This is a genomic window from Streptomyces telluris (assembly GCF_024519335.1).
GTDB lineage: Bacteria > Actinomycetota > Actinomycetes > Streptomycetales > Streptomycetaceae > Streptomyces > Streptomyces telluris.
This window is the reverse complement of sequence record NZ_JANIID010000009.1, coordinates 84223-110120: the sequence shown is the minus strand read 5'-3', so window position 1 is coordinate 110120 and position 25898 is coordinate 84223. Positions and strand designations below refer to the sequence as shown.

Annotated in this window: 26 protein-coding genes and 2 tRNA genes; 14 read left to right on the top strand and 14 right to left on the bottom strand. The window is 72.7% G+C overall.

Annotated elements, in window-relative coordinates:
• Nucleotides 1–289: 289 nt before the first annotated feature.
• A complete protein-coding gene (locus tag NQU55_RS13040) occupies nucleotides 290–2098 on the top strand; it encodes a putative bifunctional diguanylate cyclase/phosphodiesterase (protein WP_168095675.1) in 1809 nt (602 codons plus the stop codon).
• A gap of 28 nt (nucleotides 2099–2126) precedes the next feature.
• Here the strand turns inward: NQU55_RS13040 and NQU55_RS13035 are convergent, their stop codons facing one another.
• The gene (locus NQU55_RS13035; RefSeq protein ID WP_168095674.1) at nucleotides 2127–3215 is read right to left on the bottom strand and encodes an MsnO8 family LLM class oxidoreductase; all 1089 of its coding nucleotides are present in this window, start codon (nucleotides 3213–3215) and stop codon (nucleotides 2127–2129) included.
• A 262-nt stretch (nucleotides 3216–3477) separates the two neighbouring features.
• Between NQU55_RS13035 and NQU55_RS13030 the strand changes: the two genes are divergently transcribed.
• The 5 genes from NQU55_RS13030 to NQU55_RS13010 all read left to right on the top strand — a co-directional run bounded on the left by NQU55_RS13030 (nucleotide 3478) and on the right by NQU55_RS13010 (nucleotide 6688).
• Nucleotides 3478–4236, top strand: a complete 759-nt coding sequence (locus NQU55_RS13030) for an IclR family transcriptional regulator (RefSeq protein ID WP_168095673.1) — start codon at nucleotides 3478–3480, stop codon at nucleotides 4234–4236.
• A 100-nt stretch (nucleotides 4237–4336) separates the two neighbouring features.
• Nucleotides 4337–4410 (top strand) — tRNA-Lys (locus tag NQU55_RS13025).
• A gap of 107 nt (nucleotides 4411–4517) precedes the next feature.
• Nucleotides 4518–4940 (top strand): hypothetical protein, encoded by a 423-nt coding sequence (locus NQU55_RS13020; RefSeq protein ID WP_168096373.1) that lies wholly within the window; start codon nucleotides 4518–4520, stop codon nucleotides 4938–4940.
• Between the two features lie 77 nt (nucleotides 4941–5017).
• Nucleotides 5018–5842 (top strand): DsbA family protein, encoded by an 825-nt coding sequence (locus NQU55_RS13015; protein WP_168096374.1) that lies wholly within the window; start codon nucleotides 5018–5020, stop codon nucleotides 5840–5842.
• 9 nt (nucleotides 5843–5851) lie between these two features.
• The gene (locus tag NQU55_RS13010; protein WP_168096375.1) at nucleotides 5852–6688 is read left to right on the top strand and encodes a cytochrome c biogenesis CcdA family protein; all 837 of its coding nucleotides are present in this window, start codon (nucleotides 5852–5854) and stop codon (nucleotides 6686–6688) included.
• Between the two features lie 91 nt (nucleotides 6689–6779).
• Here the strand turns inward: NQU55_RS13010 and NQU55_RS13005 are convergent, their stop codons facing one another.
• From NQU55_RS13005 to NQU55_RS12995, 3 genes are all read right to left on the bottom strand, one after another.
• Nucleotides 6780–7370: a lytic polysaccharide monooxygenase auxiliary activity family 9 protein gene (locus NQU55_RS13005; RefSeq protein WP_168096376.1), complete on the bottom strand. Its 591-nt coding sequence runs from the start codon at nucleotides 7368–7370 to the stop codon at nucleotides 6780–6782.
• Nucleotides 7371–7440: 70 nt separating this feature from the next.
• Nucleotides 7441–8097: a nucleoside/nucleotide kinase family protein gene (locus tag NQU55_RS13000; RefSeq protein WP_168096377.1), complete on the bottom strand. Its 657-nt coding sequence runs from the start codon at nucleotides 8095–8097 to the stop codon at nucleotides 7441–7443.
• A 53-nt stretch (nucleotides 8098–8150) separates the two neighbouring features.
• On the bottom strand, nucleotides 8151–8660 hold the full coding sequence (locus tag NQU55_RS12995; protein ID WP_256790580.1) for a C40 family peptidase: 510 nt from the start codon (nucleotides 8658–8660) through the stop codon (nucleotides 8151–8153).
• Nucleotides 8661–8802: 142 nt separating this feature from the next.
• Here NQU55_RS12995 and NQU55_RS12990 point away from each other — a divergent pair.
• From NQU55_RS12990 to glxA, 3 genes are all read left to right on the top strand, one after another.
• Nucleotides 8803–8876, top strand: a tRNA-Lys gene (locus NQU55_RS12990).
• A 305-nt stretch (nucleotides 8877–9181) separates the two neighbouring features.
• Entirely contained in the window at nucleotides 9182–11017 is a 1836-nt protein-coding gene (locus tag NQU55_RS12985; protein ID WP_256790578.1) for a glycosyltransferase family 2 protein, read from the top strand.
• Nucleotides 11014–12969 carry a radical copper oxidase GlxA gene (gene glxA / locus NQU55_RS12980; RefSeq protein WP_168096315.1) on the top strand — a complete coding sequence of 652 codons (1956 nt, stop codon included), beginning with the start codon at nucleotides 11014–11016 and terminating at the stop codon, nucleotides 12967–12969. Before NQU55_RS12985 ends, glxA begins: the two co-directional genes overlap by 4 nt.
• Nucleotides 12970–12991: 22 nt before the next feature.
• Here the strand turns inward: glxA and NQU55_RS12975 are convergent, their stop codons facing one another.
• The 5 genes from NQU55_RS12975 to NQU55_RS12955 all read right to left on the bottom strand — a co-directional run bounded on the left by NQU55_RS12975 (nucleotide 12992) and on the right by NQU55_RS12955 (nucleotide 17391).
• Nucleotides 12992–14026 carry a glycoside hydrolase family 6 protein gene (locus tag NQU55_RS12975; protein ID WP_168096314.1) on the bottom strand — a complete coding sequence of 345 codons (1035 nt, stop codon included), beginning with the start codon at nucleotides 14024–14026 and terminating at the stop codon, nucleotides 12992–12994.
• Between the two features lie 151 nt (nucleotides 14027–14177).
• Nucleotides 14178–14843 (bottom strand): class F sortase, encoded by a 666-nt coding sequence (locus NQU55_RS12970; RefSeq protein ID WP_256790572.1) that lies wholly within the window; start codon nucleotides 14841–14843, stop codon nucleotides 14178–14180.
• A gap of 19 nt (nucleotides 14844–14862) precedes the next feature.
• The gene (locus NQU55_RS12965) at nucleotides 14863–15510 is read right to left on the bottom strand and encodes a hypothetical protein (RefSeq protein ID WP_168096412.1); all 648 of its coding nucleotides are present in this window, start codon (nucleotides 15508–15510) and stop codon (nucleotides 14863–14865) included.
• Between the two features lie 165 nt (nucleotides 15511–15675).
• Nucleotides 15676–16455 carry an HAD-IIA family hydrolase gene (locus NQU55_RS12960; protein ID WP_168096411.1) on the bottom strand — a complete coding sequence of 260 codons (780 nt, stop codon included), beginning with the start codon at nucleotides 16453–16455 and terminating at the stop codon, nucleotides 15676–15678.
• Between the two features lie 132 nt (nucleotides 16456–16587).
• The gene (locus NQU55_RS12955) at nucleotides 16588–17391 is read right to left on the bottom strand and encodes a hypothetical protein (protein ID WP_168096410.1); all 804 of its coding nucleotides are present in this window, start codon (nucleotides 17389–17391) and stop codon (nucleotides 16588–16590) included.
• A gap of 248 nt (nucleotides 17392–17639) precedes the next feature.
• Here NQU55_RS12955 and NQU55_RS12950 point away from each other — a divergent pair, with 248 nt between their 5' ends.
• A complete protein-coding gene (locus NQU55_RS12950) occupies nucleotides 17640–17846 on the top strand; it encodes a DUF5988 family protein (RefSeq protein WP_168096409.1) in 207 nt (68 codons plus the stop codon).
• Nucleotides 17847–17848: 2 nt separating this feature from the next.
• Entirely contained in the window at nucleotides 17849–18289 is a 441-nt protein-coding gene (locus NQU55_RS12945; protein WP_256790568.1) for a hypothetical protein, read from the top strand.
• On the opposite strand, the gene NQU55_RS12940 is transcribed toward NQU55_RS12945, so the two are convergent.
• Nucleotides 18255–19409: an ROK family transcriptional regulator gene (locus NQU55_RS12940; RefSeq protein WP_168092439.1), complete on the bottom strand. Its 1155-nt coding sequence runs from the start codon at nucleotides 19407–19409 to the stop codon at nucleotides 18255–18257. The two genes, NQU55_RS12945 and NQU55_RS12940, sit on opposite strands and share 35 nt — an antisense overlap.
• 65 nt (nucleotides 19410–19474) lie before the next feature.
• On the opposite strand from NQU55_RS12940, the gene NQU55_RS12935 reads away from it, so the two are divergent.
• Together NQU55_RS12935 and NQU55_RS12930 are read left to right on the top strand one after the other, a co-directional pair.
• Entirely contained in the window at nucleotides 19475–20605 is a 1131-nt protein-coding gene (locus NQU55_RS12935) for a Gfo/Idh/MocA family protein (protein WP_168092434.1), read from the top strand.
• 84 nt (nucleotides 20606–20689) lie between these two features.
• On the top strand, nucleotides 20690–21655 hold the full coding sequence (locus tag NQU55_RS12930; protein ID WP_168092433.1) for a phosphotransferase: 966 nt from the start codon (nucleotides 20690–20692) through the stop codon (nucleotides 21653–21655).
• Nucleotides 21656–21684: 29 nt separating this feature from the next.
• Here NQU55_RS12930 and NQU55_RS12925 read toward each other — a convergent pair whose 3' ends face one another.
• A complete protein-coding gene (locus NQU55_RS12925) occupies nucleotides 21685–22824 on the bottom strand; it encodes an alkene reductase (RefSeq protein ID WP_168092432.1) in 1140 nt (379 codons plus the stop codon).
• A gap of 64 nt (nucleotides 22825–22888) precedes the next feature.
• Between NQU55_RS12925 and NQU55_RS12920 the strand changes: the two genes are divergently transcribed.
• Nucleotides 22889–23290: a MerR family transcriptional regulator gene (locus NQU55_RS12920; protein ID WP_168092431.1), complete on the top strand. Its 402-nt coding sequence runs from the start codon at nucleotides 22889–22891 to the stop codon at nucleotides 23288–23290.
• 111 nt (nucleotides 23291–23401) lie between these two features.
• Here the strand turns inward: NQU55_RS12920 and tgmC are convergent, their stop codons facing one another.
• The 3 genes from tgmC to tgmA are packed head-to-tail and all read right to left on the bottom strand — an operon-like array spanning nucleotide 23402 to nucleotide 25805.
• Complete coding sequence (gene tgmC / locus NQU55_RS12915) at nucleotides 23402–24598, bottom strand: ATP-grasp peptide maturase system methyltransferase (RefSeq protein WP_168092430.1); 1197 nt, start codon at nucleotides 24596–24598, stop codon at nucleotides 23402–23404.
• Nucleotides 24595–25557, bottom strand: coding sequence for an ATP-grasp ribosomal peptide maturase (gene tgmB, locus NQU55_RS12910; protein ID WP_372504702.1), 963 nt, complete (start codon nucleotides 25555–25557; stop codon nucleotides 24595–24597). Before tgmB ends, tgmC begins: the two co-directional genes overlap by 4 nt.
• Nucleotides 25557–25805, bottom strand: a complete 249-nt coding sequence (tgmA, locus tag NQU55_RS12905) for a putative ATP-grasp-modified RiPP (protein ID WP_168092429.1) — start codon at nucleotides 25803–25805, stop codon at nucleotides 25557–25559. Before tgmA ends, tgmB begins: the two co-directional genes overlap by 1 nt.
• Nucleotides 25806–25898: the final 93 nt, after the last annotated feature.

The window sequence follows — 25898 nt, the reverse complement described above, 5'->3', positions numbered from 1 at the left end:
GATTTATGGTGGTATGCCCTATTCCGCTGCTCCGGTCGAGTGACTAGGCCGACTTCTGGGTACATCACACTCAGTCACTGATGGTCAATCGAGATGGTGTGGCACAACAGCCTCAGGCACGAGCGCGCACGGTCGTGCAGAAGTGGACACCCCGGGGGCCGCGGCCCGGCCTCTCGCGGAAGGGCCGCTGGAACGGTCCCCCCGCGAGCTCTATGATCGCCACATTTCCAGCACGGATACCCCGGGCGGACGGCCTCCCGCCGTCCGTTCGGACACGCGTACGAGATCCATGAGACCCATACGAAACCAGTGCGGAACGAATGCCTTGCGGGAGCGAGCGGTGAGCGGAACCCTCGATGGCCAGGGCGGCGCGCCCTGCCCAACGCCTACAGTCGTCACGCAACGTAATGAATCCAGTGATTTTCGTGCCGCGTTCAATGCCGCGCAGCTCGCCATGGCCGTGGTGGGCCGCGACGGTCTGGTGCGCACCGCCAACCACGCGCTCGGGGCGCTGCTGGGCACCGACCCGGCCCGGCTCGCCGACGCCCCGGCCGCCGAGTTCACCGGCCTGCGCGAGGACTCGCGCACCTGGAGCGCGTACCGCGAAGTGCTGCTCGGCCGCCGCGAGCGGCTGCACTGCACCCGGCGGCTGAAGCACACCGGCGGCCAGGGGGTGTGGGCCGAAGTGATCGTCACCCCGCTGCCCGACAGCTGCGACACCCTGCTGTCCGTCGCCGACATCAGCGACCGGCGCGACCTGCGCGCCCGGCTGCGGCACCTGCGGATGCACGACCCCGTCACCCGGCTGCCCAACCGCAGCCTCTTCTTCGAGCGGCTGACCGCCGCGCTGGCATCGGCCTCCGCCGCACCGGGCGGACAGGGCCGGATCGGGGTCTGCTACCTGGACCTCGACGGCTTCAAGGCCATCAACGACACCCTCGGCCACCGGGCCGGGGACCGGCTGCTGGGCGCGGTGGCCCGGCGGCTGAGCGAGTGCGCGGCGCCCGGCGGGCACCTCGTCGCCCGGCTCGGGGGCGACGAGTTCGCGCTGCTGGTGGAGGGCTCCGGGGGCACCGAACAGCTCGTCGAGCTCGCCGCCCGCATCCAGGACGCACTCCAGCGGCCGTTCGAAGTGGCCGGGCAGCAGCTGTCGGTCTCGGCGAGCATCGGCGTCGTGGAGCGCCCCGCGGCCGGCACCCACGCCACCGAGCTGATGCAGGCCGCCGACACCACGCTGTACTGGGCGAAGGCCGACGGCAAGGCCCGCTGGACGCTCTTCGACCCCGAGCGCAACGCCCACCGGATGACCCGCCAGGCCCTGTCCAGCACGCTGCGGCCCGCGGTCGAGCGCGGCGAATTCGTCCTGCAGTACCAGCCGTTGGTGGGCCTGGGGGACGGGGTCGTGCGGGGGGTGGAGGCGCTGGTCCGCTGGCGTCACCCGCAGTTCGGGATGCTCGCGCCGAATCGGTTCATCGGCCTCGCCGAGGAGACCGGCGCGATCGTCCCCCTGGGCCGCTGGGTGCTCGCGACGGCCTGCCGCCAGGCACGGCGCTGGCAGCTCGCCCACCCCGACGAGCCGATCGTCGTCAGCGTCAACGTCGCGGTGCGGCAGGTGTGGGACTCCGACCTGGTCTCCGACGTCGCGGCGATCCTCGCCGAGACGGGGCTGCCGCCCCGGCTGCTGCAGCTGGAGCTCACCGAGTCGGCGGTGATGGGCTCGGCCGGCCGGCCGCTGCAGCAGCTGCGCCAGCTCAGCGACATGGGCGTGGCCATCGCCATCGACGACTTCGGCACGGGCTACTCCAACCTCGCCTACCTCAGCCGGCTGCCGGTCTCCACGCTCAAGCTCGACGGCTCCTTCGTCCGGGGCTTCCGCTCCGGGGAGCCGCCGAACCCCGCGGACGAGACGATCGTCGAGGCCCTCGTCCAGCTCGCGCACCGGCTGGGGATCACCGTGACGGCGGAGTGCGTGGAGAGCGCGGAGCAGGCGGAGCGGCTGGGGCGGATCGGCTGCGACACGGGGCAGGGCTGGTTCTACTCCCGCCCCGTGCCGGCGGACTCGATCTCCTCCCTGCTGACGACGGGGGTGCGGCCCTAGCACCCCCGGTCCGGGCCGGAGCCCCGCGTCACATGCCGTACACGTCCGCGATCAGTTCGTAGCTGCGCAGCCGCGCCCCGGCGCCGTGCGCGTTCGTAGTGATCATCAGTTCGTCGACGCCGGTCGTCTTGACCAGGTGGTTCAGCCCCTCCCTGACCGCCTCGGGCGTACCGTGCACCACATTGGCGATCCGGCTGTCGACGAACTCCCGCTCCGCGGGGCTGAAGTCGTACGACGCCGCCTCCTCCGGCGTCGGGACCAGCCCCGGGCGCCCCGTGCGCACCCGCAGCATCGACAGCGCACCGGTGAGCACCTGGCGGCGGGCCTCCCCCGCGTCCTCCGCCGCGAACGCCTGCACGCCGATCTTGGCGTACGGGCGGTCGAGGACCGAGGAGGGGCGGAAGCACTCGCGGTAGAGCTCCAGCGCGGCCACCGTGCTGCCGGAGGAGAAGTGGTGCGCGAAGGAGAAGGGCAGGCCGAGCGCGCCCGCGAGCCGCGCGCTGAAGCCGGAGGAGCCCAGCAGCCAGACCGAGGGGCGGTCGGCGCGCTGCACCCCGCCGGGGACGCGGCCCTGGACCGGGCCGGGCACGGCGTGGATCCCGGCGTAGCGGTGGCCGTCGGGGAAGTCGTCGTCGAGGAAGCGGATCAGCTCGGCCAGCTGCTGCGGGAACTCGTCCGCGCCCTCGCTCAGCCGGTCGGTGCGGCGCAGCGCGGCGGCGGTGGCGCCGTCCGTGCCGGGAGCGCGCCCGAGGCCGAGGTCCACGCGCCCGGGGGCGAATGCCTCCAGGGTGCCGAACTGCTCGGCTATCACCAGCGGCGCGTGGTTGGGGAGCATCACCCCGCCGGAGCCGAGGCGGATGCGCTCGGTGTGCGCCGCGAGGTGGGCGAGGACGACGGCCGGGGAGGAGCTCGCGATGGCGGGCATCGAGTGGTGCTCGGAGACCCAGAAGCGGTGGTAGCCGCGGCGCTCGGCCAGGCGGGCCAGCTCGACGGTGGTGGTGAGGGCCTGCCGGGCGGTCCGTCCGGCGCCGACGGTCGCCAGGTCCAGTACGGACAGGGGAACGGGGGCGCTGCCCAGGGCCTGCCCCCGGATGAAGTCGTCCTGCGCGTCGGGCACGGTGGTCCGCCTTCCTGTTCCTGATCGTCTGCGGTGCGCTGTGCGGCACCGCGCCGGGAGCCGGTCCGCTGCGACCGGCCGAAAGGAGCAGCCGGAGAGTGTCTCCGGTTATTCCCCCGCCGGGCCCCCGCACCGTCCGCAGGCACGTTTCCTCCGCTATGGCATCGGCATATGCCGAGGTGACAACACCCCCTGCTTGCGGCACGTTTCGCCGTTATCGTGGTCGGCGGGACACTCGCCGGAAAGCCCGTAGGGGGAGACCGTGGCGCTCATGCCCGACCCGACCGCACCGTTGCATTCGGTGCAGTACGCCCTGCGGGTGCTCGAGGCCATCGCCCGGCACTCCGGAGGGGTGACCACGATCCAGATCGCACGCGAGACCGGGCTGCCCGCCGCCCGCCTCGCCCACCTCCTGCCGATGCTCCGCCGGGAGGACTACGTCCAGCGCACCGGCGACGGCGGATACGTCACGGGCGACGCCCTCGTCCTGCTCGGCTCCGGCGGCGACCGCAGCACCGCCCTGCGCCACAAACTGCAGCGGTCGCTGGCCGAGCTCCGCGACTCCCTCGGCGCCGCCGTGTACCTGAGCCGCTACATCGACGGCGAGGTCAGGATCACGCAGGTCGCCGACGGGCCGCACACCCCGCGGGTCAACGAGTGGGTCGACTTCCGCTCCGCCGCCCACGCCAGCGCCGTCGGCAAGTGCCTGCTCACCCAGCTCGACCACGACGACCGCCGCGACCACCTCTCGCGCCACCGGGCCGCCCGGCTCACCTCCCGGACGATCACCAGCGAGAAGGTGCTCCTGAACACCCTGGAGCGGCAGCCCGCCACCGTCCCCGTCCTCGATCTCCAGGAGTACGCCGTCGGCACGGTGTGCGCGGCCGTCCCGGTCAGCGCGGGCAGCGCCGTCGGCTGCCTGGCCCTCTCGCTCCCGCTGACCCACGCCCACCGGCTGCGGCAGGCCGCGGAGACACTGAACCGGCGGGCCGCACCCCTGATGCTGTCGATGGCCCTCTGAGGGCGGGCGGGAAGGCGGCAGGAAGGGCGGACGAGCGGTCCGAGGGGAAAGGCGGTCGAGAGCACCCCTCCGGACCAGGTATATTTATCTCTGTCAGCAGGCGCCGCTAGCTCAGTTGGTTAGAGCAGCTGACTCTTAATCAGCGGGTCCGGGGTTCGAGTCCCTGGCGGCGCACAGACAGCCGAAGGCCCTCACCGTCAGGTGAGGGCCTTCGGCGTATGCGTCCCCCGCCCGTAGCATGGAGCCCGTCCGTCCCGCCCGCGCGCAAGGAGAGGAGAGCCGTGACCAGCACGCCCAAGGGTCACCGGCCGGTGGCCGCGGCCGCGCTCCTGCTCCTCCTCGCGGTCGTCTTCGGCCCGCTCCCGGGCGGCGCACAGCCGTACGCCGAGGTCACCTCGCCTGTACGCGCCACGGAGCCCGTCCGCCACGCGGAGCCCGTGCGCCACGCGAACCCGGCATCCGCCGGGGCCCGGCAGCTCGTACGGGCCGACGCTCCGGACACCGGCTCCAGCTGCCGGCAGCAGGACGTGCCGCTGAAGGACGCCGAGACCGCCGTCGCCTCCGGGCACGCCGACCCCGTCACCGCGCCGGGCACCGCCCGCGCCCCGCTCCCCCAGGCCGCCGCGCCCCGGGCGACCGCGCCGCGCGCGCCGCCTGCCCCCGCCGCCGGCTGCGCCGAGCTGCTCCCCGTTCTGCGGATCTAGATCCGCCCGACACGGCCCCCGCCGGGCCGTGCTCCGGCACATCCAGATTCCGTCCGCTTCAGGGAGCTTTCTCCTTTATGTCCGCCAAGTCCCCCAAGGTCGCCAAGACCTCCAAGGCCGCCGCTCCGTCGTCCAAGGCCGCGAAGCCGTCCCCGGCCAAGGCCCGCACCGCCTCCCTCCCCCGCCGTCTCGCCGCCCTCGGCGCGGTCCTCGCGCTCGTCGTCGCCGTCGTCGCGGTGGGCATGGCCATCGGCAAGAGCGGCAGCGGCTCCGGCACGCGCAAGCCCTCCGCTTCCGGCACGTCCACCGCCGACCCGATGGAGGGGATGTACGCCCAGGCCGAGCGGGCCACCAGCCGCCGCCAGGACGGCGACCCCCTCGCGCTCGGCCGGAAGGACGCGCCGGTCGTGCTCGTGGAGTACGCCGACTACCAGTGCTCGTACTGCGGCAAGTTCACCCGCGACAGCCAGCCCGAGCTGGTCAGGAAGTACGTCGACCAGGGCGTGCTGCGCATCGAGTTCCGCAACTTCCCGATCTTCGGCAAGGACTCCGAGCGCGCCGCCCGCGCCTCCTGGGCGGCCGGTCAGCAGGGGAAGTTCTGGCAGTTCCACGACGAGGTCTACGCCAAGCTCCGCAAGGGCGACGCCCTCGCCGAGGACAAGCTCGCCGACCTGGCCGGCAAGGCCGGCGTGAGCGACATCGACCGCTTCCGCTCGGACCTGAACGGGTCGGCTTCCGAGGAGGCCGTCAAGAAGGACCAGAAGGAGGGGTACGACCTCGGCGTGGCCTCCACGCCGTCCTTCCTCGTCGGCGGCCGCCCCATCGCCGGTGCCCAGCCGATGGCCGCCTTCGACGAGGCCATCGCCCAGGCCGAGCGGGCCGCGCACGCGCGCAAGAAGTAAGGGGACGCCGTGACCGACATCGGCTACCTCGCCGCGTTCCTCGGCGGCGCCCTCGCCCTGGTCAGCCCGTGCAGCGCGCTGCTGCTGCCGGCCTTCTTCGCGTACTCCCTGGCGAGCCCGGGCCGGCTGCTGGCCCGCACCGGCGTCTTCTACGTGGGCCTCGCGACCACGCTCGTCCCGCTCGGCGTGGCCTCCACCGCCGCGAGCAGGCTGTTCAACGGCCACCGCGAGGCGCTGGTGACCGCGGGCGGCTGGATCGTGATCGCCCTGGGCGCCGCCCAGATCCTGGGCCTGGGCTTCGCGTCGAAGAAGGCTCAGGCCGCCGCCGGGCGGATCACGCCGCGCTCGGCCGCGTCCACGTTCCTGCTGGGCTGCGTGTACGGGCTGGCCGGGTTCTGCGCCGGGCCGATCCTCGGTGCGGTCCTCACCGTGACGGCCGTCAACGGCAATCCCGTCTACGGCGGCTCCATGCTCGCCGTCTACGCCCTCGGCATGGCGCTGCCGCTGTTCGTGCTGGCGGTCTTCTGGGACCGCTTCCGGCTCGGCGGCCGGCGCTGGCTGCGCGGCCGGGAGCTGCGCCTGGGACCGCTGCGGCTGCACACCACCTCGCTGGTCTCGGGCCTGTTCTTCATCGGCATCGGGGTGCTCTTCCTCGCCTACGACGGGACGACGGGCCTGCCCGGGCTCCTGGACGCCGACCAGGAGTACCGCCTGGAGGAGCTCGCCTCCCGGGTGGGCGGCGCGGTGCCGGACTACGCGCTGCTGGCGGGGGTCGCGCTGGTGGTCGCGGGGGTGCTGGCACGGATCGCCCTGCGGCCGGGGAAGGGTGACGCGGAGAGCGAGTGAGCCCCGCCCCGGGGAGCCGGGTGGCGCCTCCCCGGGGTGGGGCCGGGGAGGCGCCGGGATGCTCCGTCCGTCCGTACGGCCGCCGGGGCCGTCAGAACCGGACGTCGGAGCAGGCGTAGAAGGCGTTGCCCGTGTCCGCGATGGTCCAGACGGCGAGGACGAGCTGCTTGCCGCTGCGGCCCGCGGGGAGGGTGCCCTGGTGGGAGACGGTGGCGTCGGGGACCCGGCCGCCGTAGGGAACGGTCAGGAAGGGCTGGGATTCGAGGTCGGCGCGGGTGAGCGGCCGGCCCGGGTCGTAGGTGGGCCTGGTGAGGTAGTAGCGGAAGTCGGTGGTGGCGTGGCGGGCCGTGAGCCGCCATCGGAACGTGAGGCTCTGGCCCGCGGTGACCTGGGTGGCGGGCCACTGGCCGCCGCGCGGATCGTCGAGCTCCGCGAAGCGGCTGTTGCCGCCGGAACATATGGTGCCGTCGGCGGGCCCGCGGGCCGGGAAGCCCTTGGAGCCCTCGACGCTCTGCGGCTCCCACTGGATCGCGCCGCAGTTCTTGACGGTGCCGTTGGAGCAGTACACCTGGCGACTGGTGGGGGAGTCGGTGTAGCCGTGACTGCTCGCGCTGCCGGTGGCGAACAGGGACACGCCTGCGATGCCGAAGCCGATGATCGCCGCACTGATCTTTTTGCGCATGCTTTCGCTCCTCGGAGAACGTGGGGGGTTCTGTGAGCCGAGTGAAATGCGGTCTAGACCAAGGCGGAGGCTAGTACCGGCCGTTTGGCATGTCTAGGCCAACGGTCGCAAGAATCCGGTCACACCGCCGACGCGAAGCCTTCACTTGTTCGCCGTTGGGACCGTCATTGCCCTGCACCCATGCCCGTGCGGCAACCTCGTCCCGCCCTCCGGTCATTTGCCGTTCAAGCAGGCGGTCTTGACGGACTTCGTCAGGTGTCTCGAGGTACCAGACCTCGGCGAGGTACCGGCGGGCGTCCCGCCAGCCCGGTTCGTCGCAGGCCAGGTAGTTGCCCTCCGTCACCACCAGCCGGGCGGACGGCGGGACCAGGTGCCGGGCGGCGACCGGCTCGTGCAGCGTGCGGTCGTAGTCCGGCACGTAGACGTCCCGGTCGCGCTCCTCCGTCACACGGCGCAGCAGGTCGGCGTAGCCCCACACGTCGAAGCTCGGCGCGGAGCCCTTGCGGCCGGTCAGGCCGAGGCGCTCCAGCTGCGCGTTGGAGAGGTGGAAGCCGTCCATCGGCAGGTACGCGGCGGAGCCGGCGCCGTGCCGCCGGCGCACCTCCGCGACCAGGGCCCGGGCGAGCGTCGACTTTCCCGCGCCCGGCGGTCCGGCGATGCCGAGGAGGGACCGGCCGTCCGCGGCCGCGAGGGCCCAGGCGTCCGCCGCCCATGTGGTGATCGTCATGCGGGCACGCTAGCGCCGCACGTCACCGGCGCCGGGGCCGGACGCCGGAAGGCTCACCGCACCCGCCCGTAGAGGGTCGGCCGGTAGCGGGAGAAGGTGGAGATCCGCACCTTCGCCCCCGGGTGCGGCGCCTCGATGTAGCGCTGCCCGCCCAGGTAGACCGCCACGTGGTGGACCCCGGAGGCCCGGCCGTTGCGGGACCAGAAGACCAGGTCGCCGCGGCGCAGCGCGCGGCGGTTGATCCTTTTCGTGGCCCGGTACTGGTCGGAGGCGATGCGCGGCAGCCGCACGCCCGCACGGCGGTAGGCCTGCTGGACGAGCCCGGAGCAGTCCCAGCGGCGGGGGCCCGTGCCGCCCATGGCGAAGGGGTCACCCAGATGGGCCATGGCGTAGCGGATGGCCGGTTCCAGACGGTCGTCGGCGGGCGGGGCCGCCGGGAACACCGTCCGGGGGCCGCCGCGTCCCGCCTGCGGACCGGGGGCCGCGGCCGCGGGGGCCGCTCCGGGCCCGGCCAGCACCGCCGCCCACACAGCCGCCACGACCGCGCCGCGTATTCGCACCACGCCCGTCGCCTTCCTTCGTTCCGGCACCCTGCCGGCACTCGGGCACAGCTTCTCAGCAGTCCCGGAGAACCGCATGTCGGAGCGGCCGGCCGGGTGGTCGGGAGCACCCTCCGGGATCAGGTAGAGTTTTCTCTGTCAGCAGGCGCCGCTAGCTCAGTTGGTTAGAGCAGCTGACTCTTAATCAGCGGGTCCGGGGTTCGAGTCCCTGGCGGCGCACGCGAGTCTCAAGGCTCCTCACCACCGGTGAGGGGCCTTGAGTCATTTTCCGGTCAATGGCATGACTCATCATGGCAGGTCGCACCACTTTGCCCGGTAAACACCTTGTTTCACCCTTGCGATCATGCCCGGGCGTCCGAGATCCTGAACTGACAGCGATGACCCAACATCACTGAGTGACTATCGAGTTGAGTTGGGCTGCGCCGGGGGGGCCGGTGCTCTTGGGGTCCGTGCGGCCGTGGGGGGCCGGATGAGACCCGCGATCTGACACACGCAGTCAGCATGCGTGCGGGGGGCAATGACAGATGACGTCCACTCCTGCCGACGCCCGGCGGCAGCTCCACGACCCGACGGCGGCGGCCGGGCCCCGCACACCCGTCAGCCAGGGAACGATTCCCCAGCAACCGGGGCATAATCGTGCGCTTCCGTCGCGGCCGCCGAGAGCCCGGCCCCGCTTCGACTACGAGCACTACAGCCGGCTGGCCGGCCCGCTCACCCAGCCCGACCCGGACCGCCCCTATCGGGTGCGCTACCGCAGCCTGCTCGCCGAGGAGACGCACCGCGTCCTCGGCGCGGCCCTCCTCGGCGCCGCGCCCGTCGTATCGCTGGGCCTGCTGATGTGGCTGATGCAGCCGGCGCACTGGACCCAGCGCGACCACGCCACGCCCCTGATGCGGGCGCTGGATGCGGTGATGCTGGTCTCCATCGGGCTCATCGAGCTCTTCCGCACGATGAACGTCGCCTCCAACGCCCACGCCACCCTCGTCGCCCGCGACCCCGTCCCGGTCGTGCCCGAGACCGGCACCAAGGTCGCCTTCCTCACCTCGTTCGTGCCCGGCAAGGAGCCGCTCGAGATGGTCACCCGGACCCTGGAGGCGGCGGTCCGGCTGCGCCACCGCGGCCCGCTCGACGTCTGGCTGCTCGACGAGGGCGACGACCCCGCCGTCAAAGCCGTCTGCCGGCGGCTCGGCGTGCGCCACTTCTCCCGCAAGGGCATCGAGAAGTGGAATCAGCCGAAGGGCTCTTTCCGCGCCAGGACGAAGCACGGGAACTACAACTCCTGGCTCGACGCCCACGGCGACGACTACGACTTCTTCGCCTCGGTCGACACCGACCACGTCCCGCTGCCCAACTTCCTGGAACGCATGCTCGGGTACTTCCGCGACCCCGATATCGCGTTTGTCGTTGGTCCTCAGGTCTACGGGAACTACGATGCGGCCGTGACCAAGGCCGCAGAAAGCCAGCAGTTCCTTTTCCACGCCCTGATCCAACGCGCCGGAAACCGCTACGGCGCACCCATGTTCGTCGGCACCAACAATGCCGTCCGGATCAGCGCCCTGAAGGGAATCGGCGGCCTCTACGACTCGATCACCGAGGACATGGCCACCGGCTTCGAACTGCACCGTCACCGCAATCCCGCGACCGGCCGGAAGTGGCGCTCGGTCTACACCCCGGACGTCCTCGCGGTCGGCGAGGGCCCCAATGCCTGGACGGATTTCTTCACCCAGCAGCTGCGCTGGTCCCGGGGCACGTACGAGACCATCATCAAGCAGTACTGGAAAGGCCCCTGGAGCCTCTCCCCCGGGAAATTCCTCAATTACACCCTCATGGTCATCTATTATCCGATGACCGCACTCAACTGGATGCTCGGCGCCCTCAGCTGCGCCCTGTTCCTCGGGCTCGGGGCCTCCGGGATCCAGATCAATTCCGAGGTCTGGATGATGCTCTACAGCGATGCGGCCGCGCTGCAGATCGGGCTCTACATCTGGAACCGCCGGCACAATGTCTCGCCGCATGAGCCCGAGGGCTCGGGCGGGCTGGCCGGCATGGTGATGTCCGCGCTCTCCGCGCCGGTCTACGCCCGCTCGCTGACGGATGCCGTGCTGCGCCGCAAGAGCGGCTTCGTGGTCACGCCCAAGGGGGATTCGGCGAGCCCCGACACCCTCTTCGGGACGTTCCGCATCCATCTGTTCTTCCTGCTGGTCTTCGGCGGCTCGCTGGTGGCCTCCTTCTGGCTCGGCCACACCCACGTCGCCATGCGCACCTGGGCGTCGCTGGCCCTCGCGATCACCCTCGCCCCGATCGTCGCGTGGTGGTGGACCGCGCACCGCGCCAAGAGAGCCGTGGAGGCCTCCCGATGAACTTCCGGCACTACCGTGTCAGCCGCCGCACCCGCCGCTTCGCGGTCGGGTCGGCGGTGGTGCTCGCCCTGGCGGGCATGAACGGGCCGGCCATCTGGGGCTACGCCTCCCACCAGTACCACGACTACAAGATCAATCAGCCGGAGTACAAGGCGAAGAACGGCCACTGGGCCGTGGTCGACGTCCCCGAGCGGTACCGGATCAATACGATCCACGCGGCGCTGCTGCACACCGGGAAGGTGCTCCTCGTCGCCGGCTCGGGCAACAACGCCGCCAACTTCCGGGCGAAGTCCTTCCGCACGGTCCTGTGGGATCCGGCGCGCAACACCTTCAAGGACATCCCGACCCCGAAGGACCTCTTCTGCGCCGGCCACACCCAATTGCCCGACGGCCGCCTGCTGGTGGCCGGCGGCACCCAGCGCTACGAGAAGCTGGAGGGCGACGTCGACAAGGCCGGCGGGCTGATGGTCGTCCACAACGAGGACCCGGACAAGCCGATGACGCTCCCCGCGGGCACGCGCTTCACCGGCCGCAAGAACAGCAAGACCTTCGAGGCGAAGGACACGGTCCTCGTCCCCCGCGCCAAGAAGGAGCAGGACAAGCAGACCCGCAAGGTCACCGTCACGGTCTCCACCGCCCGCGTCTACGTCGAAGCGCTGCACAAGGGCCACCAGTACGAGACGGGCCTGACCGACAACTACCGGGTCGAGGGCCTCACCGGCAAGGACGCCCAGAACGTCTACGGGATCGCCAACAAGCTCTCCTTCGACAAGAAGGACTTCCAGGGGATCAAGGACACCCTGGAGTTCGACCCCGAGGCCGAGCGCTACGTCACGGTCGACCCGATGAACGAGGCCCGCTGGTATCCGACGCTGACCACCCTCCAGGACGGCCGGGTCCTGTCCGTCTCCGGCCTCGACGAGATCGGCCAGGTCGTCCCCGGCAAGAACGAGATCTACGACCCGAAGACCAAGAAGTGGACCTACCTCCCCAAGGAGCGCTTCTTCCCGACGTACCCCGCCCTCTTCCTCACCGACAAGGGCCGCATCTTCTACACCGGTTCGAACGCCGGGTACGGCCCGGCGGACAAGGGCCGCGTGCCGGGCCTGTGGGACCTGACGAGCAACGACTTCACCGAGGTCCCCGGCATGAGCGATCCGGACACCCTGGAGACCTCGATGTCCGTGCTGCTGCCCCCCGCCCAGGACCAGCGGTACATGGTGCTCGGCGGCGGCGGGGTCGGCGAGGACAAGAAGTCCACGGCCAGGACCCGCATCGTCGACCTGCACGACCCCAGCCCGCGCTTCCGCGACGGCCCCGACCTCTACGCCGAGGCCCGCTATCCCAGCAGCGTCATCCTCCCGGACGACACGGTGCTGACCACCAACGGCTCGGGCGACTACCGCGGCCGCAGCGACTCCAACATCCTGATGGCCGAGATCTACGACCCGGCGGCCAACAGCAGGCGCGCCGTCGCCGATCCCCTGGTGGGCCGCAACTACCACTCCGGCGCCCTGCTGCTGCCCGACGGCCGCGTGATGACCTTCGGCTCCGACTCGCTCTTCGGCGACAAGGCCAACACCAAGCCGGCCGTCTTCCAGCAGCAGATCGACCTCTACACCCCGCCCTACCTCTTCCGGAAGGACCGCCCGGAGCTGAAGGACGCCGAGCCGAGGACGGTGGAGCTGGGCGGCACGGCCACGTACCGCACGGACCGCCCGCGCGACATCGCCAAGGCGCGGCTGATCAGGCCGGGCTCGTTCACGCACGTCACCAATGTGGAACAGCGCTCGATCGCGCTGGAGTTCACCAGGACGGCGGACGGGATCACGGTCACCCTGCCGAAGGACGCCTCGCTCGTCCCGCCCGGGTGGTACATGCTCCATGTCGTCGACGGCAAGGGGACGCCCTCACCGGCGGTGTGGGTGAAGGTGCCCGTGGCGGAGTCGTGAGGCCGTGGCGCCGGCGCCCGGGTCAGCGGGCGTTGCGCGCCAGGTCCAGCGCGTAGGTCTCCCACCACTGGCCCGCGTCCGGGCCGCCCTTGCACGTGCCGTCCGACTCGCCGGGCCGCTTGACCCACAGGTACGCGTCCACCTTGTCGTCGCCGGTGCGCGTGGTGGGGGGCTCGCCGAGGGCGCGGCCGCGGGGGTTGCACCAGGCCTTCTCGTGGTCGGCGGCGCGCAGCGGGCCGTTGCCGTTGCGGCTGGTGTCGATGACGAAGTGCTTGCCGCCCAGGAGCTGGGACAGCCGGTGGCCGTACTCCTTGCTGGCCTTGGTGGTCTGGAAGTTGGAGACGTTGAGCGCGAAGCCGTCGGCGCGGTCGATGCCGGCGCGGAGCAGCGGCTCCTCCATCCGGTCGGCCGGGGTGACCCAGCTGGGGTTGCCCGCGTCGAGGTAGACCTTGGTGCGCGGGAGCGCCTTGAGGCGGCCGACGGCCTCCTTGAGCAGCGCGAAGCGCTCCTCGTGGTGCTCGCGGGGGGTGCAGCCGTCGGAGATGTGGGGCAGGGCGTCGGGCTCCAGGATGACCGTCGCGCCGCGGTCGCCGATGCCCCGGACGGCGCCGTCCAGCCAGCCCCGGTAGGCGTCGCCGTCGGAGGCGCCGCCCTGGGAGTACTGGCCGCAGTCGCGGTGGGGGATGTTGTAGAGCACGAGGACCGCGGTCCGGTCGGCCTTGGCCGCGGCTTCGGTGAAGCCCCGGGCCTGCCCCTCCGGGTCGTCGGGCCCGATCCACTCGGCGACGGGCTGGGCCGCGATCCTGGCGAGGAGGTCGGCCTGGCCGCTCCGGCCGCCCTTGCGGAGCTCGGCCGCCCGCTTGGCCGCGGTGGACTCGGGGTTGACCCAGAACGGGTCCTTCGCCTTGGGCTGCTGGGCCGGCGCCTGCACGGGCGCCGCTTCCGCGGGGGGTTCGGGAGAGGACGAGGAGCAGCCGGAGAGGAGCAGCAGCGCCCCCACGGCGGCCCCTGCGGTGGTGAGCGACGCGCGGGCGCGGCCGGAGTGACTGCCGTACATCGATTCCCCCTCGGGTGCATTCCTGTAGGGGTGGCCCCACGCCCCCACGGGACATGACCGGTCCCTGCAATGCTGGCACAAGCCACCGCAGGCCGGTGAGTGATCCGCTGATGACGGGCAGTCAATTCGCCCGGTTGGAGCACCCATACGCTCAGTTCCGTCCGGTTCCGGTCAGATAGGCGGAGACGACGACGTTCGCGCTGTACGAGCGGCGGTCGCGGTCGTAGTCGCCGCCGCAGGTGATCAGGCGCAGCTCGGCGCGTTTGGTGTCGCGCGCGCCGTAGGCCTTGGCGGCGTCGAAGCGGTCCTTGGTGAAGACGGAGACGTCCTCGACGGTGAACTCGGCGGTGGTGCCGTCCGCGCGGCGGACGGCGACGGTCTCGCCGGGCTTGAGGCTGCCGAGGTCGTAGAAGACGGCGGGCGCGTTGTCGGTGTCGACGTGGCCGACGAGCACGGCGGCGCCGGGCGCGCCGGGGGCCGGCCCGCCGCGGTACCAGCCGACGGCCCCGGCCCGCGCGTACGGCGGCGGGTCGACGGCGCCCGCCCGGTCGAGCCCCCTCTCCTCGACGGGGGCGTTCACGTCCAGGGCCCCGATGACCAGGGCGCGGGGCCGGGCCGGGGGCAGGGGCGCATGGGCGGGGGGCAGCGGTTCGGCGAGCGGCCGGCCCGCCGCGGCGACGTCCCCGGCCGTGGGGGTGGCGGACGACCCCGGCCCGTCGGTGATCTCCCGCCCCCACAGCCACAGGGCGAGCAGCAGGACGCACCACACCGCCCCCGTCAGGAGCCGGCCGCGGCCGCCGGCGTGCGCTTCGGACATGGCCCGGGATCGCCTTCCCTCACTGCTGCCGGGACGACTCGGTGCGGCGCCGCTGCCAGATCAGGCCCGTGGCGATCAGCGCGGTGATGCCCGCGAGGACGAGGCCGGGGGTGCCGGGGGCGCCCTCCGCCGCGGTGCCGCCCCCGCCCGCGGGGACGGGCGCCACCGGGGCCGGCTGTTCCGGCGGCTTCTGCTGGTCCTGCGGGTGGACGGACGGCCGCTCCGGCACCGCGCGCTGCGCGGGGGGCTGTGCCTCCGGGGCCTGGGAGGGCAGCACCACCTGGTCGTGGGCGCGCGAGGGCGGCAGGGGCTTGCCGTGGGGGACGACCGTCAGCTTGCCCTCGGCCACCGCGTCGTAGCCGTCGCAGTTGACCCTGACCGGGTAGACGCCGGGGTCCACGGTCGAGCGGACCGTGGCCTCGGCGAAGAGCCCCGCCGAGTCCTTGGCGAGCTTGGCGTCGGTCACGAAGGCCTCGGAGGCGGCGGTGGCCCTGTTGCCCGCGCAGCCGGCCACGCGCAGCTGCACCTGGCCCCCCGGGTGACTGCTGACGGGGGTGAGTTCGATCGTTCCGGACATGGTGGCGGGCTCGTCGTTGGCGTGCGCGGCGGGCACGCAGACGGCGACGGCCGCGAGAGCACCGCACAGGGCGAGACGGACAGAGTCCATGGTGAACCTCCTGGTGTTCAGAGGTTCACCCGCTCCTCCCCGCGGGCGCATCCGCTCCGTAGGCGAGTTGCTCCGTTCGGTGCCGGACGGGGCCCGTTCAGATGAGGGCGGCGGGGCCCGTTCGGATCAGGGGCCGGAGACCGGGCCGCCCTGCGGGCCGGGACGTCAGATGAGATCGGCCAGGTCCGCGATGGAGTCGACGACGCGGGAGGGCCGGAACGGGTAGCGGTCGACCTCCTCGGGGCGGGTCAGCCCGGTCAGCACGAGGTAGGTGCGCATGCCCGCCTCCAGGCCGGCCAGGATGTCGGTGTCCATCCGGTCGCCGATCATGGCGCTGCCCTCGGAGTGGGCGCCGATGGCGTTGAGCCCGGCCCGCATCATCAGGGGGTTGGGCTTGCCGACGAAGTACGGCTCGCGGCCGGTCGCCTTGGTGATCAGCGCGGCCACGGAGCCGGTGGCGGGCAGGGCGCCCTCCGCGGAGGGCCCGGTCTCGTCGGGGTTGGTGGCGATGAAGCGCGCACCGGCGTTGATCAGCCGGATGGCCTTGGTGAGCGCCTCGAAGGAGTAGGTCCGGGTCTCGCCCAGGACGACGTAGTCGGGCTCGGCGTCGGTGAGGACGTAGCCGATGTCGTGCAGGGCAGTGGTCAGGCCCGCCTCGCCGATGACGTAGGCGGTGCCGCCCGGCCGCTGGTCGTCCAGGAACTGGGCGGTGGCCAGCGCGGACGTCCAGATGTTCTCCACCGGCACGTCCAGCCCGATGCGGGCGAGGCGGGCGTGCAGGTCACGGGGGGTGTAGATGGAGTTGTTGGTCAGGACGAGGAAGGGCTTGCCGGACTCTCTGAGCTTCTTGACGAAGGCGTCGGCCCCGGGGATCGGGATGCCCTCGTGGACCAGCACGCCGTCCATGTCGGTGAGCCAGGACTCGATCGGCTTGCGCTCTGCCATGCGGTACTCCTGCCGTACGCGCCCGCTCGCGGGCCTGGGGGGCGGCCGGGTCGCACCTCTTCGTGCCGCGGCCTGCCCTCCAGCGTAATCAGCTCCCGCCGGCCTCCTTCCCCACCGGGGTTCCCCGGGTGCTCAGCGCCCCGAGCGGCGGGCGCCGACGACGAGGGACGCTCCGGCGAGGAGGAGGGCGCCGGCCGCCGCGGCGATGGCGAGCAGGGGGCGCTGGGAGCCCGTGTCGGCGAGGATCGGCTGTTCGCCGTCGTCGGCTCCCCGTTTCTTGCCGGGGGCGGCGCGGCCGGGGGCCTTGCCGATGCCGAACGTGTAGTCGTTGGACTCCCCCACCCAGTCGCCGTCGTCGCCGCGCCGCTGCACGGCGGTGACGTTGGCCGTCACGGCGCCTTCGGGGGCGCCCTTGGCGAAGCCGAGGCGTACGCGGACGGGCACGCTCCCGTGTGCGGGGACGGAGAAGCCGGGGAAGGCGGGGACCCGGGCGGCACGGTGGGCGCGGCCCTGATTCCTGCCGGCGCGGCCGGGGTCGTCGGCGCCGTCGAAGACGCCGACGTTCTCCGCCTCGTCGGTCCGTTCGAACCGCACGGGGCGCCAGCGCGCCGCCCCCGGGTCGTAGAAGTCGAGGCGGATGTCGTCCGGGGCGAGCGCGCGGCCGCGGTCGGCGAGGACCGCGACGGGGTGCACGGCCCGGCACTCGGCGCCGGAGCCGTTGCGCAGTTCCAGCCGCCAGGAGCGGGGCGGGGCGCCGCGCTCGTACGTCCGCGGGCCGCCGCTCAGCCGGGCGGCGATGGGGAAGTCCGGCGTACCGGGCGAGGCGCAGTGGGAGCGGGCGGCGCTCTCGCCCGCCGGGGAGGCGGGGGCGGGTGCGGCCGTGGAGAAGATCGCGAGCGCGGTGGCGCCGAGGACGAGCACACGGGGCTTGGGCATCGCGGGACCTTTGCGGTGGGGGTCGTGGGGCCGGCCGACGGGGTCGTGTCGTGGGCCCGGTTGACGGGTCGTGGGGTCCTGTTGCTGTCCCGAACCTCCCACCGCCCGGCGGCGGTCCCCGGCCCGGCGCGGCCACGTACCCCCGACCAGCCGTCACATACCGCCCGATGAGCCTATTTTCGTGTCATCCGAGTGGCGCCGGTGCGCCGGGCCGTGCCGCGCGGGTGCCGCGCGGTCAGGATCGGGACATGGCCACTGCTGACAAATGCGTCCTCCAGGGCGGGCCGGAAGGCCTCCCGGAGCACATCGTCCCGACCGCTGCGCCGGGCGAGGAAGTGAAGGTGCCCTTCCGGGGCGGTTACGAACATTTCAGGGCCACGTCGCGGCAGTGGGACACGGCCCAGGGCCGGCTGCCGGTCTACGAGTGGGTGGCCCGCACGGAGGTGGCGGAGTAACGGTGACGGAGGAGCGAGGCGGCCGGGGGACGCCGGCCCCACGGAGCGGGGACGACGCCGAGACGTACCGGCGGAACCCCCTCAAGACCCTGGCCGGCCTGCCCCTGGTCGGCGATCTGCTGGAGCCCTTCCTGGGGCACTACCCCGGCAAGGACCTGCCCGCGCTCTTCTCGGCGCCCCATTTCCGGGGCCGGTGGCAGGAGTTCGGCCCCGGCGCGTACGAGCACGCCGGGCCCGTCCGGTCCGTGCTGGTGCCGGCGCGGCGCGGCAGGCCGGGCAAGGGCCCGCGGCCGCGCTGGGTGGTCACCCTCTACAGCGGGCCGGGCCAGACGGGCACGAGCACGCGGATCGAGGAGGGCGACGACGCGTCGGAGCTGGGGAAGGAGCCGGACGGCGGGTTCGCCTCGCTCAAGGTCGAGCGGTTCCTGGGGACGGGGCCGTGAGGCCGGGCGGACCTGCGAGGCCGGCCCCCTCCAGGGCCCGGTGACGGTCCCGCCCTCCCCGGCCGAACAGCGAGGCCAGGACGAGCTCCGCGGCCCCTTCCACGACGGTGCGCTCCCCGGCCGGGACGACGGCCACCGGCGGCGCGCCGCCGAGCACCTCCCGCACCCCGGCCGCGTAGGCGGCGGCGTCCTTCAGCAGCACGCCGCCCCCGAGCAGCACGAGGTCGATGTCCAGCAGCCGTACGAGGTTGGCGGCGCCGGTGCCGAGCAGCCGGGCCGCCTCCGCGGTGTCGCCCCGGGCGACCGCGTCCAGGCACAGCACCTCGATGCAGCCGCGGCTGCCGCAGCGGCACGGCGGCCCGTCCAGCAGGAGCACCTGGTGGCCGAACTCCCCCGCGCCCGTCCGCGCGCCCCGGTGCACCTCGCCGCCCAGCACGAGGCCGGCGCCCAGCCCGGTGCCGAGGTGGAGGTAGGCGAAGGAGCCCGCCGCCCCGACGCAGCCGCGGAGCACGAGGCCGAGCGCGGCGGCGTTGGTGTCCTTGTCGACCACGACGGGCATCCCGAGCCGCTCGGCGAGCGCGTCCCGCAGCGGGAACCCGTCCCACCGGGGCAGGCCGGTGACGCGCTGCAGGACGCCGGTGCGGTGGTCGAGGGGGCCCGGAAGGGCGACCCCGGCGCCGAGGACGCCGAGGAGGGAGCCGCCGGCCCCGGCCCGTACGCGCGCGACCTGCGCCGCGACCGCGTCCAGGACCGCCTCCGCGCCCGCCCCGAGGTCGAGGGGGGACGTACAGGTCGCGGCCTCGGCCCCGGCCAGGTCGACGAGGGTGACCGTCAGGGCGTCGCGTTCGAGGTGCACGCCGACCGCGTGCGCCGCCTCCGGCATCAGGCGCAGGGCCGTGGCGGGCTTGCCGCCCGTGGACGCCCGGCGGCCCGCCTCGGCGGCCAGGCCCGCGACCCGCAGCCGCCCCGTGATCTTGCTGACCGCCTGCGGGGTGAGGCCCGTGCGGTCCGCCAGCTCGGCGCGGCTCGCGCCGTCCGGCCCGGCGTCGCGCAGCAGTGCGAGGACGAGGGCGGCGTTGTGGTCGCGGAGAGCGGCGAGGTTGGCGCCGGGGGCGGGCATGCGGTTCACCGTTCCATTGTCCCCGCCGCTTGCGGTTTCGCAACAGCGTTGCCAAAGTAGGGACCATGAATGGCGCGAACGGCACGGACGGCATGAACGGCGACGGCGGGGCCCCGCACGGGAGCCTCCGGGTGGGCCTGATCGGCTACGGGCTCGCGGGCTCCGTCTTCCACGCCCCGCTCATCGCCGCCACGGACGGCCTCGTCCTCGACACGGTCGTCACCGGCAACCCCGACCGGCAGCGCCAGGCCGCCGCCGAGCACCCCGGCGTGCGGACGGTCGCCGGCGGCGAGGCGTTCTTCGAGCGCGCCGGAGAGCTCGACCTCGTCGTCATCGCCTCCCCCAACCGCACCCACGTGCCGCTGGCCCGCACCGCCCTCGAAGCCGGCCTCCCGGTCGTGGTCGACAAGCCGCTCGCCGCGACCGCCGCCGAGGCGGAGGCCCTCGCGGAGCTCGCGGAGGAGCGCGGCCTGCTGCTCAGCGCCTTCCAGAACCGCCGCTGGGACAACGACTTCCGCACCGTGCAGCGGCTGCTGGCCGACGGCGCCCTCGGCGGCGTCCTGCGCTTCGAGTCCCGCTTCGAGCGCTGGCGGCCGCAGCCCAAGGGCGGCTGGCGCGAGTCCGGCGACCCCGCGGAGATCGGCGGCCTCCTCTACGACCTGGGCAGCCACGTCGTGGACCAGGCCCTCACCCTCTTCGGCCCCGCCGCCTCCGTCTACGCCGAGGCCGACGTCCGCCGCCCCGGCGCCGAGGCCGACGACGACACGTTCATCGCCGTGACGCACACGAGCGGCGTCCGCTCCCACCTGTGGGTCAGCGCCACCACCGCCCAGCTCGGCCCGCGCTTCCGGGTGCTGGGCAGCGCGGCCGGCTATGTGAAGTACGGCCTCGACCCGCAGGAGGCGGCGCTGCGGGAGGGCCTGCGCCCCGGCTCCGGGCCCGCCGGCTGGGGCGTCGAGCCCGAGTGCCTGTGGGGCCGCCTCGGCGCGGGCGAGTCGCCGCAGACGGGCGGCGGCGACCCCGTCCCCACCCTGCCCGGCGACTACCCCGCCTACTACGCGGCGATCGAGACCGCCCTGCGCACGGGCGGCGAGCCGCCGGTGACGGCGCGGGAAGCGGCGGCGACGCTGCGGGTCCTGGAGGCGGCGCGGGTGTCGGCGGACGAGGGACGGACGGTACGGATCGAGGCCGAATAGGGGGCGAAGAGGCGCGGCAAGGCGGCGTCGCAGCCGGCGAAAACCCTTCGACAACGGCCTTTCCTCAGAGGAAAGATCGCCCATATGCCTAATGCTGACACCCCCTCCCCCGCCCCCACCGCCGCCGAACGCGCCGAGCTGGCGCTCGACCTGGCCACGCGGGCGGGCCGCAGCCTCGGACTGCAGGCGGACGAGCCGCGCGTGCTGCACAACGTCTTCAACGTGCTGGTGCACCTGGCCCCGCACCCCGTCGTGGTCCGCGTCCCCTCCCCGGCCTCCGGGCCCGTCGAGGAGCAGGCCGCCAAGCAGCGCCGCGAGCTCGCCGTGGCGGGCTGGCTGGCGGACCGGGGCGCGCCCGTCGTCGGGCCGAGCCCCCTCGTCCCCCGCGAGCCCGTCGAGATCGGCGGACGGTCGCTGACGTTCTGGGAGTTCGTCGACGAGACGGACCCGCTGTCCGCCGTGACCGACCCCGAGGCCCTGCAGAAGCGCTTCGTCGAGCAGACGGGCCTGGCGGCGGAACTGCACGCGCTGCTCGCCGAGTACCCCGGCGACGACCTGCCCGTCCTCTCCCCCGTCGTCCCCGCGGTCGGCCGCACCCTGGCCGCGCTCGCCGAGAACCCGCACCCCCTCCTCACACCCGCCGAACTGGACCGGGCCCGCGAGGAGTACGAGGTCCTGGAGACCCTCGTCGCGGACCTGCCCGCCCGCTTCCCCGGCGCGCGCCTGCAGACCCTCCACGGCGACTCCCCCGCGTACAACCTCCTGCGCATCGCCGGCGGTCACCTCTTCAGCGACTTCGAGGACGTCACCCGCGGCCCCGTCGAGTGGGACCTCACCCTCGTCGGCCCGCTGGGGATCGAGGAGTACGAGCGCGTGAGCGGCACGCGCGTGGACCGCGCCCTGCTGGACGTCATGGAGGGCGCGCGCTACCTGCAGATCGTGGGAGCGCTGGCCTTCGCCTCCCTCAAGCCGGACCTGGCCCCGATGCTGGAGCCCGCCATCGACCAGTGGCGCGCGCGGGCACCGCTGAGCCTGGAGAACCTCGGCTGACGGAGGGCGCGGCCGGGGGCCGCGGCTCGTCATGCTCCGACGGGTTCGGGCGCCCCGGCCCCGCGCCGGGCGTCGGCCAGCGCGGGATAGTCGGTGTACCCGCTCTCGCCGCCCGTGTACATCAGGCCCTTCTCCCGCACCGGGTTGAGCGGCGCGCCGGTGCGCAGTCGTTCGACCAGGTCGGGGTTGGCCAGGAAGGAGCGGCCGAGCGAGATCAGGTCGGCGCCCGCGGCGAGCAGCCGCTCGCCCTCGCGCCTGCCGCCGTCGGCGGGCAGCGGCCCTCCCCACCCCAGCACCGGGTTGGCGATCAGCGTGCCCGGCCAGGCCTTGCGGATGTCCTGGAAGAGGGGCTGGTCCGGGTCGGCGAACACGACGTGCAGATAGGCCGGGCCGGCGTCGGCCAGTGCGGCGACGAGCGCCGGGTAGATGCTCTCGGTGTCGCCCTCTTCTATGCCGTTGACGGTGAGTCCCGGGGCGATCCGCACGCCCACCCGCTCGGGGCCGACGGCGTCGACGACGGCCCGGACCACCTCGACGACGAACCGGATGCGGCCGGCCACCGGGCCGCCGTAAGCATCGGTGCGGTGGTTGGTGCCCTTGGCCAGGAACTGGTGGAGCAGGTAGCCGTTGGCGGCGTGCACTTCCACACCGTCGAAGCCCGCCTCGACCGCCCGGCGGGCCGCCGCGGCGAAGTCGGCCACGGTGGAGCGGATCTCGTCGGCGGTCATCTCGCGGGGGACGACCGCGGCCTGGTGCCCGCCCGGGGTGAAGATCGTGTCCGGGAGCGGCACCGGCGAGGGCGCGACCGGCGTGTGCCCGCTGTTGTCGGGGTGCCCGACCCGGCCGCCGTGCTGCAGCTGCAGGAACATCCGGCCGCCCTCGGCGCGCACGGCGTCGGTCACACGCCGCCATCCGGCCACGTGCTCCTCGTTGTAGATCGCCGTGATGTTTGGGTAGGTCTGCCCCACGGCGTTCGGCGTGGACGCCTCGGCGATGATCAGCCCCGCGGAGGCGCGCTGGGCGTAGTAAGTGGCCATGATCGGCTGCGGGACACCGGCGGCCGTGGCGCGGTTGCGGGTCATCGGCGCCATCACCAGGCGGTTCGGCAGGCGCAGGGCACCGAGCCGGGCGGGCTCGAAGAGGCGGGATTCAACTGGCGCGTTCGTCATGCCGGTACGGTAGAACCTGACACCGGCGTCAAGTTCAAGTCCGAAGTCGGCATACGGGGTGGGAATGCGGATCGGTGAACTGGCTCGCCGCAGCGGGGTGAGCGAGCGTTCGCTGCGCTATTACGAGACGCAGGGGCTGCTGAGGGCCGAGCGCACTCCGGGCGGCCAGCGGTCCTACGGCGAGTGGGCGGTCGACCGGGTCATCCGCGTCCAGGCGCTCTACGCCGCCGGGCTGAACAGCAAGAAGATCGCACAGCTGCTCCCCTGCATGCGTGACGCGGACGGCGCCCCCAACGAGATCGCCACGCCCCAGCTGGTCGACGAGCTCACCGCGGAACGGGACCGCATCACGCGCATGGTCGCCGACCTGATCCGCTCCCGCGACGTCCTCGACGAGGTCATCGCCACGGCCTCGGCCGGAATGCCCGCCCCGGCTCCCCACCCGGCCGGAGCCGACCGCGCCTAACGCCCCACCCGGCAGAGGCCACCCCTCCTGCCGGCCGGTCCTGACCCGGGCCACCGCGACACGGTCGTACGCGATGCGGGCCTACGCGATACGGGCCTACGCGATACGGGCCTACGCGATGCGGTGTTCCCACCTCAGAGCGGGCGCGGCTTCGATCCAGTAGGTGTGCGACCGCTCGCACACCCGGAGCCGTACGGAGCTGATGTCCGGCCTCCCGGCGTCCTGCCACGCGATCAGTGCTCGCTCTACGTCGTCCCACAGAGCAACCGGCCCGCCCTGCCGCACGATCCAGCTCGGCCCGTCGCCGGTCAGCTCCGCGAAGGACTCCCGCTCGGTGTCGAACAGATACGCCCTCCGGTCGCCACCTTCGGTGATCGCGTGCGTCAGTTGCACGCCTGGGGCGGCGAGCTGGGCGAGGAAGGCGGGTGTCCACTCCTCCAGCAGCTGCGGCGCGACCACCGTACGGCGTTCGGTGTCGGCGTAGGCGGTGCGTGCCGACAGGTCCCCGGCAATCGGGGTCACTGCCTGCGAGCGGGCGGGCATGAAGGAGGAGCGCCCGATGATCTGCCCCTCGGCGGTTCCGTCGTGCTGCACGGTCACCTTGGCCAGCCCGGTTCCGTAGGACCAGAAGCCGACAGTGGCCAGGATGATCCCACCGGGCTTGGTCTGGCGGATCCAGGCGTAGGGGATGCGGCGGACGGCGCAGGTGGCGATCACCCGGTCGTACGGTGCCCGGCGGGGATGGCCGAGCAGGCCGTCCCCGGTGACCGTCCACGTCGAATACCCGGCCTTCTCCAGAGCGGCATCGGCACGTGCCGCCACATCCGGGTCCACCTCGACGCTGGTCACGTTGTCCTCGCCGAGCCTGTGGCACATGAGCGCGGTCGAGTATCCGGTTCCTGTCCCGATCTCCAGCACCGACTGCCCGTCCTCGACCTCAAGGGCCTCGATCATGCCGACCACGGTGGCCGGGATCGTGGACGAAGATGTCGGGAAGCCTCGCACCGGCCCGGTGGCCCGGTCAGCCGTCAGGTGGTTGTCGAGCTGGGTGACGAGCGACTGGTCGCTGTAGGCGGCTTCCGTCCAGTCACTGAGACTGGGGCCTCTTGCGGGGACAGGCTGCCAACGGCCGTCGTCAATGGGCAGAAAGACTCCGGGCTGCAGGAACAGCTCCCGCGGTACGGCCTCGACCGCTGCCCGCCACGCCGGCGTCCGTAGGTCACCATGAACGGTCAGCCGGTCTGCGAGTGCGCGGCGCTCACTCTCGGTGCCCGTGCCCGTGCCCGTGTCCGCGTCGGACGGCGTCATGTTCCTCCTCGCATCAGCAGCTCGGCGAAGGAGGCGGCCAGCCTCAGCCCGGTCTGCTCCTCCAGCCAACCCCATTGGCCGTTCGGATTCAGCTCCAGCCAGTGGAATTCCCCCTGCCGGTCAACGCACAGATCGAAACTGCCCGAGGCCAGCCCGAAGTGCTCCAGGTAGGCGATCAACACCTTCTCCAGCCCGGGTGGCAGCTCCGCCACGCTGTAGGAAAGCGCGCTGTAGTCCTTACGCCAGTCCAGGAGACCGGAGTCGATCCGCACAGCGAACACCTTCTCGCCCACGACCACGACTCGGAGGTCGGCCACCTTGTCCACGCGTGCCTGGAACAGGTGCGGTGTGACCGTGACGCTCGCGTCGAGCTCATCGGCGGACACCGGCTCGGTCCACGTGGTCAGGCCGGTCTCACCCCGCCGGTACGGCGTCCAACGGAGCACCTTGTAGATCACCTCACCGTGGACGGCAAGGAACTCACGCACCTCGTCCAGGTCATTGGAGACGAGCGTGGGCGGCACGGTGAGACCCAGCCGCTGGGCCACGGCAAGCTGGAGCGGCTTGTGCTCGGCCTCGAAATTCCTGAGCGGGTGATTGACGTACAGACAGCCCGGCAGCGCGTACAAGGTGCCGCCGAGCCCGTGCCGGACCTGTGCGGCGGCGAAGCGCGCGTCCGGCGCATCCAAGTGCTCAAAGGCCGGCCAGGTCGGGCGCCGCCAGTACATCGAGCGGATGGCGGCGAGATCTGCCGACCGCGAAGAGGTGCGGACCTGCCCTGCCGGCGCGGCCGGGCAGGTCCCGAACCGGGCCGAGACCGTCAGGTTCTCGCCGATGTCACCAGGGTTGAACCTGATCACGGGCACATCGCGCCGGTTGAGTTCGGCGATCACCATGTCGGCGGTCTGATCATCCGCCTCAGTGACCACCATCACCGGCCCCTCAGCCATGGCAGCCATCAGTCCTGTTCGCTGTCCTGATCGTGGTCGGTGTCGTTACGGCTGTCCAAGTTGGTGCTCTGCGGCTGCGTCTCAGTGCCCTTGCTGGTGCCGTGCTTACCCATCTCCACCACCTGGCCGGCACAGTTCCGGAAGACGCCTCTCTGGGTGTCCGGGTCAATGGTGACGGTGGAGTACGCCTGCCGGTACGTCGTCGGGTAAGGCCGCATCCGGCTGATGCCCCATGGACGGACAACGGACTCTTCCATGAAATCTCCCAGTGCGTCGTACGGACGGAAACGTCGTGCTGTGCGGTGGGACACGGGCGGCATTGCACTCGGGGTGCACGATCCTGCCCTTCA

What these genes read in the sequence shown, in the direction of transcription:
- NQU55_RS13040 (WP_168095675.1), top strand. Translation starts at nt 290, where the DNA reads ATGAGACCCATACGAAACCAGTGCGGAACGAATGCCTTGCGGGAGCGA.
- NQU55_RS13015 (WP_168096374.1), top strand. Translation starts at nt 5,018, where the DNA reads ATGTCCGCCAAGTCCCCCAAGGTCGCCAAGACCTCCAAGGCCGCCGCT.
- NQU55_RS13005 (WP_168096376.1), bottom strand. Translation starts at nt 7,370, where the DNA reads ATGCGCAAAAAGATCAGTGCGGCGATCATCGGCTTCGGCATCGCAGGC.
- NQU55_RS13000 (WP_168096377.1), bottom strand. Translation starts at nt 8,097, where the DNA reads ATGACGATCACCACATGGGCGGCGGACGCCTGGGCCCTCGCGGCCGCG.
- NQU55_RS12985 (WP_256790578.1), top strand. Translation starts at nt 9,182, where the DNA reads ATGACGTCCACTCCTGCCGACGCCCGGCGGCAGCTCCACGACCCGACG.
- glxA (WP_168096315.1), top strand. Translation starts at nt 11,014, where the DNA reads ATGAACTTCCGGCACTACCGTGTCAGCCGCCGCACCCGCCGCTTCGCG.
- NQU55_RS12975 (WP_168096314.1), bottom strand. Translation starts at nt 14,026, where the DNA reads ATGTACGGCAGTCACTCCGGCCGCGCCCGCGCGTCGCTCACCACCGCA.
- NQU55_RS12970 (WP_256790572.1), bottom strand. Translation starts at nt 14,843, where the DNA reads ATGTCCGAAGCGCACGCCGGCGGCCGCGGCCGGCTCCTGACGGGGGCG.
- NQU55_RS12965 (WP_168096412.1), bottom strand. Translation starts at nt 15,510, where the DNA reads ATGGACTCTGTCCGTCTCGCCCTGTGCGGTGCTCTCGCGGCCGTCGCC.
- NQU55_RS12960 (WP_168096411.1), bottom strand. Translation starts at nt 16,455, where the DNA reads ATGGCAGAGCGCAAGCCGATCGAGTCCTGGCTCACCGACATGGACGGC.
- NQU55_RS12955 (WP_168096410.1), bottom strand. Translation starts at nt 17,391, where the DNA reads ATGCCCAAGCCCCGTGTGCTCGTCCTCGGCGCCACCGCGCTCGCGATC.
- NQU55_RS12950 (WP_168096409.1), top strand. Translation starts at nt 17,640, where the DNA reads ATGGCCACTGCTGACAAATGCGTCCTCCAGGGCGGGCCGGAAGGCCTC.
- NQU55_RS12940 (WP_168092439.1), bottom strand. Translation starts at nt 19,409, where the DNA reads ATGCCCGCCCCCGGCGCCAACCTCGCCGCTCTCCGCGACCACAACGCC.
- NQU55_RS12935 (WP_168092434.1), top strand. Translation starts at nt 19,475, where the DNA reads ATGAATGGCGCGAACGGCACGGACGGCATGAACGGCGACGGCGGGGCC.
- NQU55_RS12930 (WP_168092433.1), top strand. Translation starts at nt 20,690, where the DNA reads ATGCCTAATGCTGACACCCCCTCCCCCGCCCCCACCGCCGCCGAACGC.
- NQU55_RS12925 (WP_168092432.1), bottom strand. Translation starts at nt 22,824, where the DNA reads ATGACGAACGCGCCAGTTGAATCCCGCCTCTTCGAGCCCGCCCGGCTC.
- NQU55_RS12920 (WP_168092431.1), top strand. Translation starts at nt 22,889, where the DNA reads ATGCGGATCGGTGAACTGGCTCGCCGCAGCGGGGTGAGCGAGCGTTCG.
- tgmC (WP_168092430.1), bottom strand. Translation starts at nt 24,598, where the DNA reads ATGACGCCGTCCGACGCGGACACGGGCACGGGCACGGGCACCGAGAGT.
- tgmB (WP_372504702.1), bottom strand. Translation starts at nt 25,557, where the DNA reads ATGGCTGCCATGGCTGAGGGGCCGGTGATGGTGGTCACTGAGGCGGAT.
- tgmA (WP_168092429.1), bottom strand. Translation starts at nt 25,805, where the DNA reads ATGGAAGAGTCCGTTGTCCGTCCATGGGGCATCAGCCGGATGCGGCCT.